The sequence below is a fragment of the Weissella cibaria KACC 11862 genome, from assembly GCF_000193635.1.
Lineage (GTDB): Bacteria > Bacillota > Bacilli > Lactobacillales > Lactobacillaceae > Weissella > Weissella cibaria.
In genome coordinates, this window is the sequence record NZ_AEKT01000005.1 from 20,218 (window position 1) to 36,991 (window position 16,774).

The 16,774-nt window shown below is 46.1% G+C and carries 13 protein-coding genes; 2 read left to right on the top strand and 11 right to left on the bottom strand.

Translation table 11 applies throughout. From position 1 onward, the window contains the following. Nucleotides 1–2: 2 nt before the first annotated feature. Nucleotides 3–2,198, bottom strand: coding sequence for a DEAD/DEAH box helicase (locus tag ESE_RS0100845; protein ID WP_010369673.1), 2,196 nt, complete (start codon nucleotides 2,196–2,198; stop codon nucleotides 3–5). Between the two features lie 88 nt (nucleotides 2,199–2,286). Next, nucleotides 2,287–2,712, bottom strand: a complete 426-nt coding sequence (locus ESE_RS0100850) for a hypothetical protein (protein WP_010369676.1) — start codon at nucleotides 2,710–2,712, stop codon at nucleotides 2,287–2,289. A 229-nt stretch (nucleotides 2,713–2,941) separates the two neighbouring features. Between ESE_RS0100850 and ESE_RS0100855 the strand changes: the two genes are divergently transcribed. Further along, a complete protein-coding gene (locus ESE_RS0100855; protein WP_010369679.1) occupies nucleotides 2,942–4,234 on the top strand; it encodes an MFS transporter in 1,293 nt (430 codons plus the stop codon). A gap of 1 nt (nucleotide 4,235) precedes the next feature. Continuing rightward, entirely contained in the window at nucleotides 4,236–5,399 is a 1,164-nt protein-coding gene (locus ESE_RS0100860; RefSeq protein ID WP_010369682.1) for a M20 metallopeptidase family protein, read from the top strand. Nucleotides 5,400–5,736: 337 nt separating this feature from the next. On the opposite strand, the gene ESE_RS0100865 is transcribed toward ESE_RS0100860, so the two are convergent. The 9 genes from ESE_RS0100865 to ESE_RS0100905 form a co-directional block, all read right to left on the bottom strand. After that, nucleotides 5,737–6,513: a DUF6994 family protein gene (locus ESE_RS0100865; protein WP_010369686.1), complete on the bottom strand. Its 777-nt coding sequence runs from the start codon at nucleotides 6,511–6,513 to the stop codon at nucleotides 5,737–5,739. A 156-nt stretch (nucleotides 6,514–6,669) separates the two neighbouring features. Next, nucleotides 6,670–7,404, bottom strand: coding sequence for an acetolactate decarboxylase (budA, locus tag ESE_RS0100870; RefSeq protein ID WP_010369689.1), 735 nt, complete (start codon nucleotides 7,402–7,404; stop codon nucleotides 6,670–6,672). Between the two features lie 118 nt (nucleotides 7,405–7,522). Next, a complete protein-coding gene (locus ESE_RS0100875) occupies nucleotides 7,523–9,799 on the bottom strand; it encodes a DNA gyrase/topoisomerase IV subunit A (RefSeq protein WP_010369693.1) in 2,277 nt (758 codons plus the stop codon). 6 nt (nucleotides 9,800–9,805) lie between these two features. Then, a complete protein-coding gene (locus ESE_RS0100880; protein WP_010369696.1) occupies nucleotides 9,806–11,821 on the bottom strand; it encodes a toprim domain-containing protein in 2,016 nt (671 codons plus the stop codon). A 340-nt stretch (nucleotides 11,822–12,161) separates the two neighbouring features. Continuing rightward, a complete protein-coding gene (trxA, locus tag ESE_RS0100885) occupies nucleotides 12,162–12,476 on the bottom strand; it encodes a thioredoxin (protein ID WP_010369700.1) in 315 nt (104 codons plus the stop codon). A gap of 81 nt (nucleotides 12,477–12,557) precedes the next feature. Beyond that, a complete protein-coding gene (locus ESE_RS0100890; RefSeq protein WP_010369702.1) occupies nucleotides 12,558–12,959 on the bottom strand; it encodes a hypothetical protein in 402 nt (133 codons plus the stop codon). A gap of 42 nt (nucleotides 12,960–13,001) precedes the next feature. Next, entirely contained in the window at nucleotides 13,002–13,709 is a 708-nt protein-coding gene (locus tag ESE_RS0100895; protein ID WP_010369705.1) for a hypothetical protein, read from the bottom strand. Nucleotides 13,710–13,773: 64 nt separating this feature from the next. Next, nucleotides 13,774–14,241 carry a pyridoxamine 5'-phosphate oxidase family protein gene (locus tag ESE_RS11245; RefSeq protein WP_010369708.1) on the bottom strand — a complete coding sequence of 156 codons (468 nt, stop codon included), beginning with the start codon at nucleotides 14,239–14,241 and terminating at the stop codon, nucleotides 13,774–13,776. 143 nt (nucleotides 14,242–14,384) lie between these two features. Further along, a complete protein-coding gene (locus ESE_RS0100905) occupies nucleotides 14,385–16,763 on the bottom strand; it encodes an endonuclease MutS2 (protein WP_010369712.1) in 2,379 nt (792 codons plus the stop codon). Nucleotides 16,764–16,774 lie beyond the last annotated feature (11 nt).

A 16,774-nucleotide genomic window follows, 5' to 3' on the forward strand; every position in this document is an offset into this window, starting at 1 on the left:
TATTAACGATACAAATTAATTTTCTTTGGTGACGGGGTCGCTAACGCTTGAATCAACATTTCGCGATCATAGTCGACAAAGACGAGTTCTTCTTTTGCACGTGAAACCGCCGTATAGGCTAAGCCATAGTCGGCTGCTTCCATCACGTAAACCTTACGAGCACCACTACCCTGCGACTTGTGAATCGTAATGGCATAGGCCAGCAATAAATCTTGGCGCGCCTGCCAAATCGGTAACTTATACACTTTGCCGGTTGCTGGAATGGTTACTTCCACTTCACCATAGTCACCGGCCATATTACTCTGGCGCAGATTGGTCACCTCACCATATTCACTCGTCGTGTACCCGAATTGATGTGATTGATCATTGTTATAAAACATAACCTTCGCGCCAATAAAGAAACCACCACGGCCATACTTGCCACGCTTCGTAAATGGGATGATGTCGTCCATACCAGCTGATAGGTGATTGAAGAAGTACTCATTAATCTGGGCAACGCGCTGATTGGTATACGCGAGAATCATCGTGTCGTCCAACTCGAGATGCTGCATTTTTTCTTGTAGCATATTCCGGTACGTGTCAGTCTGATACAGCGGTGTTTGTCGCAAGTAATTCGCATCACTTGCTCGGACATGGGCGATAAATTCACGCAATTGCGCATTCCGCGCACGATGGTTATTTTGGAAAATAAAGCCAGTGCCAAAGGTCCGGAGCATGCCAATCAAATCGCCCGTCACAGATAATGCATCTTCATCTAAACTCACGGGTGGTAACTGCGCGTCATCACCAATCAGGATAAAACGAGTATCCGGACTGAAAAAGGCCAACAATTGTGCCATCATCTCCATGGTCATCATGGATACCTCATCAACGATGACCGTTTTAAACGACTTGAAGGCCTGGGCAGTATCCGTATCAGCGACGACTGATTGCACCGTACCAACCGTCTGGAACCCATTATCAACCAGATTCAACTTGGCTTTGTGGGTTGGTGCCAAGGCCACCACTTGATCCGTCTGCAGAATATTTCCCAAAACAAACGTCTTACCGCTACCACCAACACCTAACAAGGCCACCACCCGGCGTGGCTCATGACGCAACCACTGGATAAAATCCGCCTGTTCACCAAGTGGCTTAAAGTCTACCACTTGTTCGCGGAACGGTAGCACACGATCCGTTGTCGCGGCAATCGCTTTCCGAACTGTCCGTTCAGCTGCTAGTTTCTGCTTCAGGTATAAATATCCAGATGATTCATCGTCATGGATAAAGCCAAACTCTGGTGATTGCATCAACGGCAAAGAACGGAAACGTTGGCGTTCTTGTACTGGCAATACTTCACCAGCTTGTTTAAGCATTACTAAATCATCGACAGCGGCTAAGTGCTTCAAAACTTGACCATCCGTTTGACGACTCTCATCCAAGAGTTGTTCAACGATTGCCTTATTAAACTCCGGTACCTGTAGTAACGCAAAGACCTTGGACAATGCCCATTTCTGTTGGAAATACGCATTTTCCTCCAAGTAATCATTAAAGGCCGACATATAACGAATGTCCGACATCAGTGGCAGATACTTATCATAGTAAGTCCGTGATTCCAGCACAGACGCACTCATATAACCTGGGATATTCGTCCAACGAGGCGTGGTCAAACGTAATTCGTGCCATTCGCGGTCACCTAGCATGGTAATCTGCTGATAACTCAGTCCATCCACGAAAATATAGGCTGATTGGTATTCTTTTTCGGTCGTCATCACGATCGGATTACCGTTCGAAGCCAGTCGATCTAAGCGTACCTGCATGCGCGAATTCAAGACTGGCTTGTCCTCAGCCTGCGTTGCCGCAACTTGCCAGATTTGTTGCTGAATCTTTTCTAAACGCTCATTCTTTAATCCACGTGCAGCCGCCCGTTTAATAAATTTTTGGGCCGTGTCAGCGTCTTCATCTCGTAGCGCTAACTTGGCCAAATAAAAATAAGTATTCGCTATATTCGACTTTGGCGTTGGCCGTTGCCGTACGTACCCGGCTAATACCTCGGCTGAACGGTCATTCTTTTTCAAGGCAAACAACACCCGGCCGTAATAATACGCCACAGCACGATACTGCGGGTCCTGGGCATACAACTTAGCCAACAGGTGTTCTGCTTGCGCATAGTCTTTTGCTTTCACTAGGCTACGGGCTTGTTCATACATCTCTTGCATCTCGTAACCTCATCTCTTTTTTACTCAGACATTTATTTTACCACAGCAAAACAGGCGTTCATTCGAGTCGATGAACGCCTGTTTTAGATTACTTATCAGAAATTTTTGATTCCATTGGATTTTGCAGGACATACCCCTCAGGTCGGGCTAGCTTAATGCTGTACCCCTTTTCCTTAAACATCTCGGCCACATCACCAATTAACTTGTTGCGCATGTATTCATCACGGTCCAACAAGTCTAAGCCGGCTGCTAAATCTTGGTCATTATCAACGGTCACATCGACCTCAGCTAGCGCTTGCTTAACGCGCTGTTGGACCATTTCAGCGTCATTGCGATAGTTTGCCATCAACCGCCACAAAATTTCACCTAGGATCACATCCCCATTCTGGGTATGCAACGCACTCGTTGCCTCCTTAGCCATGAATTGTTGCAAGCCATCCCCATAAACACGTAAAGCACGAACACCCTGCAATATTTCATCATCCATTTGGTGCTTAAAAATATCAACTGCCATCAAAATACTCCTCCAAATATCATTTTTTATCATGATGCCGGATAAACGTGAAAATGCAGTAGGCGAAACCTGAAACAGTCTGACCAGATTGTGAAAAATCCGTTGCGTTTCTAATTGGTCTAGACAAAACCAGATATCTCTCGGTTGATTTTCACAATTTACACAAAGTCAGCAGGTAAATTGAAAGCAATACAATACTATTCAGCCATGCAAAGGAGTAGACAATATTATGGATGATGAAAGAGTCCTTCCTAAAGCCGTCGAAAAGCCGGCTGCCAAAGCGAAATCAAAGGTTTCCGCCCGTACAATTACGCTTGTCGCAGCCCTCTTCTTAGGCTTTATCATGATTTACTTTGATAAAAATGCGATTGGAATCATTCTGGTCAGCATGCAACAGGACTTCGGGTTCAGTAACGTGCAAAAAGGAATGGTGATGTCCGCCTTCTTCATTGGATACGCTGCCATGCAAGTTCCGGCCGGAATTTTAAATACAAAGCTTGGGTCAAAGCCAATTTTGACATTCGCGATGGCTGCCATTGCTGTGTTTGCGACACTAGCTGGTTTTGCTAAGGCCGTCATGTTTATCATCGTGATTCGTTTCTTAGCCGGAGCGATTGCCCATTCTGGTTATGCGCCAAGTGCTGCTAAGGAGGTCGCCACTAAGTTACCACTGGATCAGCGTACGCTCGCACAAGGAATCCTGATTTCAGCTTCAGGAATTGCAGGGATTATTGTCCCCCTAGTGGTATCACCAGTTTTGGCGGATTACGGCTGGCAACGCGCCTTCTGGATGATTGCAGGCGCCTCAATTATCGTTGGCATAATCCTTCGCTTCGTCTTGCCAAGTGACAAAAAAACGAAAAATCTCACTGCTGATAACACTGATGATGTCGCGGTTGCAGAAGAAGTTCCAGCCGCTAAGCTACGGGAAGTCATTAGTGAACCATTTGTTTGGCTACTGGGTGTCTTAAACTTCACCATTAACGCCATGATGTACGGCATGCTTAATTGGATGCCATCTTATCTAATTCAATCAGTTGGTTTGAGTACAATCGTGCAAGGACATATCACGGCTATTGGTGGCGCGTCCTTCTTGGTCGGTGCAATTGGTGGTTCATATATCGTTGGTAAGTTCTTCTTCGGTAAAGAAAAGACAGTCATTGGCATTGCCGGCATGCTTGGGGCGTTGAGTTTGTTTACTGCCTCAATGTCAACCGATACTGGGTTGATTACAGTCGCCCTATCACTCGGTGAGTTCTTCTGTGCCACAACTTTCGTGACGTTGATGTCATTGCCTGTTAAGCGCTTTGCAGCCCACAAGTTTGGCCCATCATACGCCATTGTCGCAACTGGCGGCATCTTGGGTGGCATTGTGTCACCAACATTGATTGGTTTACTGGTTGATATGGCCAGCGGTGCCTACTTCATGGTCTTTATCTACTTTGTCATTTTGGGGGCATTACTGTTTGTTTTGTCGCGCTTCATTCCCAAGCACAAGCCAGTTGAAAACGAGGTGAATTAATATGGAAACAGTCCTAACACGCATTCCAGTTGCTGAACAACTTAAATGGCGCCGTTGGATGCACCAACACGCTGAAGTCTCATTTGAAGAATTTGAAACCACAGCCTACATTGAAAATTTGCTTCGTGATGTACCTGGGTTAACCATTGCCAAGCCCTCACCAACCGGTTTAGTCGCAACATTACACGGTGGTCACCCAGGCAAGACCCTTGCCTTGCGTGCCGACATCGATGCCCTACCAATGGACGAGTTAGCAGATGTTGACTTCAAGTCACTGAACCCCGGCGTGATGCACTCTTGTGGTCATGATGTTCACGCCGCCATTCTTCTTGGGGCCCTCTTCGCGCTGGTGGAAACGCGTGACGCCTTGCACGGTGACGTGAAGTTCATCTTCCAAGCAGCCGAAGAAGTCCCACCTGGTGGTGCAATTGCCCTCGTTGAAGCTGGCGTGCTCGACGACGTTGATGAAGTATTTGGACTCCACGTCTTTCCAGATACCGCAACCGGTTCAGTTGGCTTTGCATACGGCCCTGTAACAGCATCATCTGACCTCTTCAACTTGACGATTAAGGGACGTGGCGCTCACGCGATGGCACCAGAACAATCAATCGATCCAATTACAATTGGTACGGAGATTATTCAATCGATCAATAACATGATTGCCCGCCGTGTCGCACCAGATGAGCCAGCATTGGTTTCTTGGGGACAGTTCACGGCTGGTTCCGTCAACAATGTTATCCCGCATACAGCGCACATTAAAGCATCTGTACGCTCGCGCAACCCACAGGTCCGCGCTGACATGGAACGCATGATTCGCGACATTATCAAGCATGTGTGTGCGATGTACGGGGCCGAGTATGACCTAGACTTCCAAAAAGGTTACGGTTCCGTCATCAACAGCAAGGAACAAACGGATCAAGTGATTGATGCAGCACGTGAAGTGGTTGGTGAAGAACGGATGTATCCAATGCCACCATTGATGGCTGGTGAGGATTTCTCAGCCTACACGGATGTTCGGCCAGGTACATTTTTCGGCTTAGGCTCTGGGTTAGCGGTAGATGGTTATGAGTTTATCAATCACCACCCGAAGTTTATTGTTGATGAGGCCTGCATGCCAGTTGGTTCAGCCATGTTTGTTAAGTTAGTTGAAAACAGTTTGAAGTAAGCGATAAAGCATACCGGGTGATCGGTATGCTTTTTTCTGTCGTTTTGCACCGGTCGTGCTAGCGCACGAGCAAGGTGGGTGGGACGTCTCCTCCGACAAAGCTCAAAACTTGGCAACCGAATGGCGCGGACGCCATCCAGCCGGGCAAATAATTCCCCGTAAGCCTTCCAGGTCGGTATGGGCTTATCCGGATAGCGCCGGCCATGCGGCATGTTGCCAAGGTTTTGAGCGCTCCGGAAACATCCCACCCACCTTGCAGCAGCTTAAGAGTTCTAGGCAGCGTAACTGCGAAGCGATGTACCAAAAAAGACCGCATCACCTACGGCCTCACTAACTACTATTTTTTACTGTCAGCCAAACGACTAGCACGATTATTCAAAATCGTCATTGCTGTCGTTAAAAAATATTGGGCATAAGCCATGCCATTTTCTCTGTCCATTGGCGTCACCACTTTTCTCGCCCTGTACAACACAATATCGGTATCAGTTGGAGCTAAGCGAATAAATTCATTATATGTATCGTCCGTAAAGAAATCTTGCAAGTAATTTTGTTCCACAAATTGACGCCATTGACCATTAAACCGCTTGAAATAAGCTAGACTCTTGTTGGTCGTGAAGACCGGTTCCGTAACCACTGCATTCGGTCCACCAAACACTTGATCATGGACCGCTTGGTAGAACAAATCCGGAAAATCATGATAGGCGGCTGATGCCCCTTTAGCGGTATTCATATTCGTATGACGATGCCATTTATCATCGGGCAACGGCAAAAAATTGGCTAATGAATGATATAGCTTTTGAAATTCCGTAAACTGTCTCTTCAGGTCATCCGTAATTAGTTCGGATGACTGGATTGCCTGTAATCTTGCGAAACTACCCTGCGGCATATCTGCCGTCATGACAAGTCGTAAAACACTACCGGCGATTGTATTAAAAGATATCGTCGTGTCACCACGATAAATTGCTTTACCAGCCGTACTATAGTCGGTACAGTTCGGTGATAATGTATTTTCCCAATATTTTGCATAAAACTTGCGTGACTTGCCAGCACTGTCTGGATCAGTTGAGTACTTATCACCAATGACTTCCGATGTAAAAAATAATTTATCCGTCATAACTATAATCTCCTTACCAAATAGCTTAACACATCGTAAATCGGTGAGTTCTTAAGTTGTGCATTTCCATCATTAATATCTCTTATATAACCTACAAATAAAAACGACGGCTGAATCTCTATTGGAAATTCGTCGTCGTTTGATTTGTTTATGTGTTTACTTGTTCAATACCGGTTCCGGTTGCTCGTCTTCGGCGGCGTGAATGTCGGCATCCAATTCCGACATATTGACTGCTTCATGCGCTCGGAATGATGCGTCATTAATAGGCAAGTGCAACTGGAAATCATCGAATATCGTTAATTCGCCGGTTAATTCTGCAGCGCTAAATTCCAAGACATGGCCCGCAAATTGGCGATCATCGCTAATAAAGTGCACGTGCCAACCAGCTGACGTGGCACCTTGATACAATTCTGGGGAATAGTAGCCGACTAACGTTCCCGCGACGTGTGCCCGTTCAAACGTTGGCTGATTCTTAGTTAATTCGAGTAACGATGGGAATGGCTCATTCGCCTTTGGTGCGACGCGAACTAAAACTTGGTCCATCACACCATGTAAGACAATCGCTGAGAAGTTATTCGCCAAATGACGCTTCTCAATTAAATCAATATTAGCCATCGTTACATCAGATAGCGTGATTCGATCTGTCACATCGCGCCCGTCATGCACCGTTGAAAATGGTGTTGTGGCCGTTAAATCGGTAATGTGATTTACAGTCCCAGTTGCGTCAGCTTGATAAACCTCACCATCCAGGATTACCACTTCACCATCGACGCCATGTAAGGTGCCGATTCCCGTGTCACCGTTCTTTAGTAACTCACTAAGCGGCATTGTACCGCCTAGTTGACCAGCTATTAATGCTTCTAATGTGCCATGTTGATAAACAGTTGTCATTTCTACAACCCCCTCATCTTTATCTTCGATGATTATTATAATCCTGAAACCTGAACATAACTGAAAATTAGTCTTTACAAAAAAACGGTGCCAATCAACTGATTAGCACCCGTTATTATTATTGGATCTTTTTGAACGTTTGTGATTCACGTAGAACCGGTAGCTGACGCAATTGTACGCCGGCAACCTTCAACAAATCTGTTTCAGGACCGTTTAGAATGTAAACAGCGTCCAAATCAGCTGAGTTCTTCTTATCCACAAATGTCTGTGTACCAGCACCGGCCGCTGAAGCTTGTAACTTAACGGCTGATAGCTTAATACGCTTATATTCTTCACCACGAATGGCGATAATATCAAAGCTCTTAATTTCAGTTTGGCTGACCAGTTGTACGAACAGCAATTCATCACTGCCATCCTTCACCGGATAAGCTTCCACCGTCTTACGCAATGTCTTGGTCGTTAGCTTAGATTCAGCCGTCGCAAAGCGCTTCGCCAAACCACGCTTAGAAACCATAACAATTTCCGTACCAGCTTCATCAAGGTGCTTACGCGTCGTCCAAAGAACCACACGGTCATCACCAGTGTATCCGTTATCGGCAAACACAGCCATCGCTGCATCCCCACGATTATTGTCGCGTGCCTTGTACTTCTTCAAGCTAGATAGCCCAACTTGCAACATGCGTCCGTCAGCTGTAAACATTTCCAACCAATCATCGTCCGTTGTTTGCAGTACAAATTGGATTTCATCGTCCGTTTCAACTTCGCGCTTATCGGTCATCTTGATGTAACCGTAACGATCAATCGTAATCGTCACAGGGTTAATAATGACGGTCTTCGCTACCTTAGCCTTCAACTCAGATTCATCACCCAACGTGGTACGTCGTGACCCAAAGCCGTCCTTCTTCAAGGCCTTGATTTGTTCATCCAAACGTTCCGACAACAATTGCACACGCAAATCTGGTTCTTCGATATAACGCTTTGCCATCGCAATACGTTCTTCCAGATCAGCCTTCTCAGCCACCAACGCTTGCGCATCCACACGGTTCAATTGGTAAACACGCATTGACGCAATCGCATCAGCTTGACGTTCCGTGAAGCTAAATGATGCCATTTGTGCCGGAATTGTCTTCAAGCCTTGCAAGACTTGCATCAAGTCTGCCTTACCATCCGTATTCTGGGCAGCATGCACAATCGCTTGAATCAAGTCAGGAACTTGAATCAGACCGTCGACAATTTCAAGGCGTGCAGACGCCTTTTCCAAATCCGCCTTGTACTCACGCACAACCAACGTGTGTTGGAAGTTTGCCACTGTCTGCAAATATTGCATCAATGTGTAGCGCTTTGGCGTCAAACCATCCAAAGCCATCCATTCGAGTGAGTACGTTTGACGCAAATCCGTCTTTTGGAAAAGCAATGTCTTGGCTTGTTCGTGGTCATAGTTGTTCTGCAACGTGACTTCAATTCGGACCTTGTTGTTGGCAATATCCTCGTCCGTCGTGAAGTCATCGATTGACCGAATGGGCTTCAACTTACCATCGGCAATCAAATCCTTCACCTTATCGAGGTAAGAATTAATTGATCCACCCATGCGGTATGGCACTTCGGTGATAATCAATGTGTTCTTATCTTCGTCAGAATCAATAATTGTCCCGGCATTTTGGAACTTCCCCACACCAGTCTTGTAGTATGAACGGACATCGCCGTACAAGGTTCCACCAGTTGGCAAATCAGGTCCTTGCAGAATGCTAATCGCCTTATCAAGCGTCATCTTTGGCGTCTTGATGTATTGCTTCAACAAACGCGTCGCATCAACTGGGTTGTGTGGTGCAATCGAACTCGTAAAGCCGACCGCGATACCTGTCTTAACCCCGTTAATCAACAAATATGGCAACTTAGCCGGAAATACCCGTGGCATCCGCTTCGTATTGTCATAATTATCTTCGTATGGGACCAACTTTTCAGATAGATCATTCACCATCAATTGCCCGAAACGTGACAACCGCACTTCTGTGTAACGGGCCGCAGCGGCCGGGTTACCAGAAATGTCGGTAAATGAACCGTGTCCTTCGATTGGTGCCAATGGGAAGACGAAATTTTGCGTCAAGTAATCAACTGACCCGTAATTATCACCGTGGGGGTGCCAGTTTCCCATCACATCCCCAACCACCGTCTGTGACTTCTTAAACTTTGCGGTTGGAGACAACTTTGCCATTGTCATGGCGTACAAAATACGACGTTGCACCGGCTTCAAACCATCCAGCACATTTGGCACTGAACGATCAGAAGCAACGGCAATCCCGTAATTTGTAAATGCTTGCTTCATTGATTGATCGAGGTCTTCAACAACTGGCTTGTCGTGCTTCAAATCAATCTTGATTTTCTTTTTTGTCGCCATTATTTCTTATTCCTCAATATGTGCAAATTCAGCGTTTTCCATTAGGAACGCACGACGTGGTGCCACTTCCTTACCCATCAACAAATCAACTAGTTCCGTTGAGGCTTCAATATCATTCGTCGTGTATTGCGTTAAATGACGAGTTCCTGGTGTAATCAAGGTTTCACGCGTCATTGGGTCACCAACTTCACCAAGTCCCTTGGCACGTTCAACCAACTTAGGGTCGTGCGTTTCCAAGTAAACTTGTTGATCACGTTCCGTGTAGATGTAATCTGTGTTGCCCTTTTCATCGTAATTAATAAACAATGGGGCTTGGGCACGATAGACGTGACCATTTTCCAATAATTGCGGCGTGTACTTTGAGAAAAGCGTAATCAACAACGCAAAAATATTGTCACCATCGGAGTCAGAGTCGGATGCGATGATAATCTTGTCGTAGTTCAACTTTGACTCATCGTACTTATCACCAATTCCAGCGCCAATCGCACTGAAAATCGTTGAAACTTCCGTATTCGCAAAAACCTTATCTGATGTTGACGTCAACGCGTTAATAATCTTTCCACGAATTGGGAAAATGGCTTGATACATGCCACCTTCCCCGTTAATCCGGGTACGCGTCAAAGAACCAGAGGCTGAGTCACCCTCGGTAATGAACAATTCAGCTTGTTCCACGCCACGGGCACCACGCAACTTCTTGGCTGGCTTCAACTTCTTTGAGACCTTGGCCTTCATGTCCTTTGAATCTAACTTGATTTTTGACAAGTCATCAATCTTGCGACGCAAAGCAGCCCGCTCTAACGCTTGCTTAATAACTGCTTCAACATCAGTGATGTACTTATCCCACTCAAATTGACCTTGCTCGTAGGTAATCTTATCAATCGCCGTCTTAGCGTCAACGTTTGAGAGCTTATCCTTGGTTTGCCCGGTATATTGGGGCTTCGTATGGTTCGCTGAAATGATCGCCACCAAACCAGGTTGCAAATCACGCGAATCAATCGAATCCTTCGTCAAGCCAAGTTTGTCAGCATAATTGTTCATCATGCGGCGCACACCAGCATTGAAACCAGAAACGTGGGTACCACCATCAGGCGTAGCCACTGAGTTAACGAATGAACGTTGGCGTGGTGTTGCCCCGTCTGTCCAAGCAAACGCAACGTCCGCACCAATCCACTCACCCTCGTTTGTCTCAATCCGACCAGAGAAACCGTGAATGCCTGTAATCAGCTTTTCATTGTCTTCCTTCGATGACTCAAAGACATATTCAACATACGCCTTCAATCCTTCAGGTTCGTGATATGACACTTCTTCGCCAGTAGCTTCATTAATCAACGTAAATGATGCTTCGGGGTTCAAGAAGGCTTGTTGGTGCAAGCGGTCCTTAAAGGCCGTCCAATCGATGGCCACTGAATCATAGATATCTGGATCTGGCCAGAAACGCAATTCTGTGCCATGACTTTGACCATGAATGTATAACTTTTGCGTCAACGTCTTGCTTGGCAATTGGTGATTGCGATTCAACTTAGTCTCGTAGATCAATGGTGACCGGCTCAACAACTTAGCGGCTTTATCACTCTTATCTTTAAATGCTGGCGCCACTTCTGGATCCAACGTGTAGATATCTTGATACCACTTACCGTCCTTCAAAATCGTACCGACCGTCTTCGTTGACGTTGCCGTCACAAACTTGGTTCCGATACCGTTTTTTCCGATTGAGGTCGTGGCTTGTTGTGTATAGTGCCCTGATGTATTTGGCACCGTCCATGCCATACGGTTGGTTGGCATTTTATCGCCATTCGCCGTCTCAGCAACTTCAACAGGCATTCCTTCACCGTTGTCAAAAACGGAATATGACCCATCCTCGTGGAAGGTGATCCACAAGTGGTCCGCTTTTTTAATTAAAATTTGATCGATTCCGTTATCAACGGCTTCCTGTAAGGCATGGGTTGGTGTACTTTTTGAACCACCATACATATCAGGGTTGATACGAATTTGATTCAATTGATTGGCATTAATGATTGCCATTAGTTCTACCTCCATTTATATGTATCGCATGTGAAAACACACGTCTATTGGCGCAACATCAACGCCTTATTTACGACAGTCCGCATGTGCAAAACTGTGCATTCAAGTCTCAGCCTGTACTATGATACCAGTCTTATCGGGTTTTGATAATACAGTTTGAACAATATTTAGCGATTTGTAAAGGTATTCAGTGTTTCTGGACTGGGACTTTCACATTAACAGACAAGCTAAAAAGCCCTCTACATCAGCAGAAAGCTTTCCTTAATGTTTAAGTATAACCTAATAACCATAACACAGAATGAAAAAAGAACCAGCATTAATTTGCTGGTTCTTAATCAAGTTAGGCTGTGTACTTAGCCAAAATAGCTTCTAGTTGGTGGGCTGGTGTGAAACCAGTCAAACGCTCAACCACTTCGCCATCTTTCTTAACAAGCAACGTTGGAATTGCCATGATACCGAACTCTTGTGCGGTTGCTGGGTTTTGATCCACGTCCATCTTGTTGAATGTTACTTCAGGCATTGTTTCGGCCACCGTCTCAACGACTGGTGACTGCATACGACATGGGCCACACCAAGTTGCCCAGAAATCGGTCAACGTTACACCGGTATCGGTTGCATCTGCAAAGTTTGCGTCTGTAATATCTTGTACTGCCATATTAACAGCCTCCTCATTGTTTTCTAATTTAAAGTTAGTATAACGCTAAAATCCGAAATTGTCGACAGCTGCCTCATGATATTAATCATAATCGCTTGCGTTACCTTCGTCATCGCCAGCCATAATTTCTGCCGCAATTAGCGGTTCAATGTCATCTACTAGAGCCTGATTGTCATCATCATTCTCATGCGCAATAATCTCGCCACCAATAATTGGCAACAAGTCATCCGTGCCACCATTACGGGTTGGCCCACCCTCGACTGTCGCGTTAACCGGCGTCTCCTGCCTTACTTCCTCACCTGTGGGCCGGCCAGCCCACCAAACTGACCCGCCGAGCATCAAAACACCGACCCCAATCGATTTCAAAGCAAAGCCCGTTACGGCGCCATCCCCCATCAATAAACCAAGTACCAAACTAATCAGCCCAACTGCCAAGATGAGCACACCCAAAACCATGCCAGCCAACATCAACAAATATCCCATGGCCAACCACCTCCATTTGTCTCCATCTTAGCACACATCCCCTTACCGCTCACGCCAGCACGCATACGCATGAATGACGTGATGACTTGGACAGTGTCTGGCCACTAAATGTTGTACTTTCTGCCAATGGTGACCAATATGCAAGCGCCAGCCATCAAACCGATAGCCTGGCCGATGGGGTTGTTCAAACGTGGCCTCGGGCACCTGCTCACCTGGTAACGCCGTAACTTGCACGCGTGGATTACTAGTTGTAAATTTGCCTAACCCGGCATCTAACTGAAAGACCGCGAGTTTTTGACGTGGCATAAATAACTTAATTTTCGTTGTTCCGCGTAGCTTCACGTCATGATAAATCACATTTTTAATGGTCAATTCACCTGCATAACCAACCTGGTTCCGCCCGTCAACCTGTTTCGTAGTTTGGTGCGCTTGTTTCAACGTTGCATGTGTTTGATGCACCGTGAGTAACTGTGGTTTCCCTAAACCGGTAATTTGATACCCCGCACTCCCGGTTAAGCCGTATGCTGCTAGCAAGGCATTGAGTTCTTGATAACTCACCCGGTAACTGGGTAACATCAAGGTCGTCGGCAAATTGATAGTCGTTGCACGGCCAGCCAGTGTATAGGCCGTAATCGGCTCCGTTTGCCGTAAAATTTCAGTATTCGACATGACCGTCACGGCTTGTACATCATCACCGACTAAAAACGCCAAGCAAACTGTCAAAAACAATAACATATACGCGCGTATCATCGTCATCGCCCCCTTCAGATGATACAAAAAAGGCCGCAATCGTCACCGACTACCGCCTCATCACTTATACTTCCTCCGTAACCACACCTTGATCATCAATCAAGACAGAGTTGATACCTTGGTTACCAAAGAACTTTACTGATTCAAATTCTAATTTCAAGACAACAAAGGTTTCCTTTGCGCCACCAACGACTTCGGTCCATTCTGGAATTTGATTATCCAACAATGGCAAAACATCATCAATGGCCTTATCCGTTAAATGAATTTGCGCCTTATTTGACGTCACGACTCCGTTATCATCATCGGTTGGCACCGTCGTGGATGATACGTGCGGGTTCGCTTCAATTTCAGCCATTTTGTTTGAATTACGTGGCGTTATGATATAGATATAGTTTGTAAATTCATCTGGCATCAGATAAAAGACATCACGGTTAGATGGGCGATTATTCACACAAGTTGCCAAATTCAAGACGTGTGAATCACGCAAGTATTTTTCCAATAGTTCAGATTGTGTCGCAGTTGCTGTTGTCATGTTCATTTCTTCCTTTCATATTCCCTGTTTACCGTTTATTATACTGATTCAGCCATATAAATGCCGGTACCAAGCTTGGAAGAGTTTGTGAAGAATAGAAAAAGACTGATTCTTGACACAGAATCAGTCTTTCTTCATTTTGATTAACCTAGTTCGGCGTATGTTGCCCCTTGGTCCGGACCTGTAAAGCTAAAGTCCTTAACCGCACGGTGTGAACGCAAGTATTCTTGCACACCTTGGCGAATAGCGCCTGTTCCCTTACCGTGAATGATTTCAACAGAAGGTAAGTTATTCAGCAAGGCCCGATCGATGAACTGATCCAGCTCACCCATCGCTGCCTCATAACGTTGGCCACGCAAATCAAGCGTTGCTGATGCGTTTGCGCGGTTAACCGCCTTATTCGTGCTAACACGTGGCTTAGCGGCTGCCTTTTGCTCCGACTTCGCCGTTTGTGCAGCTGCTTGCTTCTCGATTTCATCTTCAGCCAGCACCATCTTCAAAATACCCATTTGGACTTCGAACTTGCCGTCCTTTAACTTGCGCTTAACAGTACCTTGTTGACCGTACTCACGAACCAAGACAGTGTCACCAGCGGCAATATCTTGACTCTTAGCCTGCTTAGCCTTCCGCAAAACGCGATTGTTTTCCGCTGATGGTTCTTGTCGCATTGCGTTCAAGGCACCCTTAGCATCCATCAACTTGTTTTCCTTAACGGCCACCCCATCTAACTGCATCTTACGCAAATCAGCGATAATCTTATCGGCCTTCTTACGCGAATCTGCCACGATGTGGTTAGCTTCCTTCTTGGCTTCTTCCAGTGTACGGGCCTTCTCAGTTTCCATCTTTTCAAGCTTTTGCTCGTAATCGTTCTTCATCTGACGATTTTCGATAACTTGTTGCGCCAACTGCACTTGTTGCGCCAAAACGGCATTACGACGTTCAACCAAATCAGCAATCATGTCATTCAACTCTTGCGAATCTTCTGACGTCAATGAAGCCGCAGCATCAATAATTGATTGATCCAACCCCAAACGCTTTGAGATTTCCAACGCGTTTGAACGGCCGGGAATGCCAAGCAAGAACTTGTACGTTGGACGCAAAGTATCAACGTCAAACTCCATCGATGCATTGATTGTGTCGACACGGTTGTAACCGTAGACCTTCAACTCTGGGTAGTGTGTCGTTGCCACAGTGTATGAACCCTTGGCACCAACTGCATCCAGAATAGACATCGCCAAAGCGGCCCCTTCTTGAGGGTCTGTTCCAGCACCCAATTCGTCAAATAGCACCAAAGAATCCGCGTCAATTTGCTTCAAAATATCAACAATGTTGACCATGTGTGATGAGAACGTTGACAATGATTGTTCAATTGACTGCTCATCACCAATATCAGCAAAGACTTCCTTAAACAAGCCAACCGTTGAATACTCAGCCGTTGGGATAAACAAACCTGATTGGGCCATTAATTGTAACAAGCCCAGCGTCTTCAAGGTAATCGTCTTACCACCGGTGTTTGGTCCAGTGACAATAATCGCCTTGTAGTCTTCACCGATAATAATATCGTTGGCAACCGCCTTTTGTGGGTCCAACAATGGGTGACGCGCTTGGAGCAAACGCACGTGATTTTCTGGACTGTACTCTGGCTCCTGGGCCTTAGTTGCTGCAGCATAACGCGCCTTCGCGTTCACAAAATCCAAGTGGCCTAACACTTCTGCATTCTTCTGAATGTTTTCGGCTTCCGGACGCAACATATCTGACAATTCTGCCAAAACACGTTCTTCTTCGTGTCGCTCCTTGATATAGTGCTCACGCAAACGGTTGTTCATATCAACCACGTCAGCTGGTTCAATATATAATGTCTGACCAGTTTGTGATTGATCGTGCACAACGCCACCAAAACGACTACGGTATTCAGCCTTAACCGGAATAACATAACGATCACTGCGAATCGTCACAATTGGATCTGACAGATACTGTGCTGACTTACCACGAGTGTAATCTTGCATCTTCTGACGGATTGCATTTTCAGTCGAGGTGATTGCTTGGCGAACCCGGTGTAGTTCAGGTGACGCTTCGTCAGTAACACGACCATCACCATCAATTGCCGTGTTCACACGGCGCGTCAAATCTTGCATCACAACCAAACGTGAGTAGTATGGTCGCAAGGCAGCCAATGGCTCACCACGGTCTTCAATTAAGTTTTCAAAGAACATACGCATTTGACCGGTTGTAAACAGCACCCGACCAACTTGGGCCAATTCTGTACCACTTAGCGCTGCATCGATACGTAAACGTTGCATGTGTGGCTTAACATCAGCCAGCTTAGGAATATTAATTCCCCCTTGCCAACGTAATACCTTAGCTGCATCAGACGTTTCCGCCAACCAAGCTTGCATTTCATTGGCATCAGCCGTTGGCAACAAGTTGTGCAACTCATTTTCACCGGCAGCCGTTGAGAGGTATGGCCGCAACTGGGCCTTTACCGCATCATACTCAAGGGTTGCCAAGACTTTCTTATTCATCTGTCTGAACC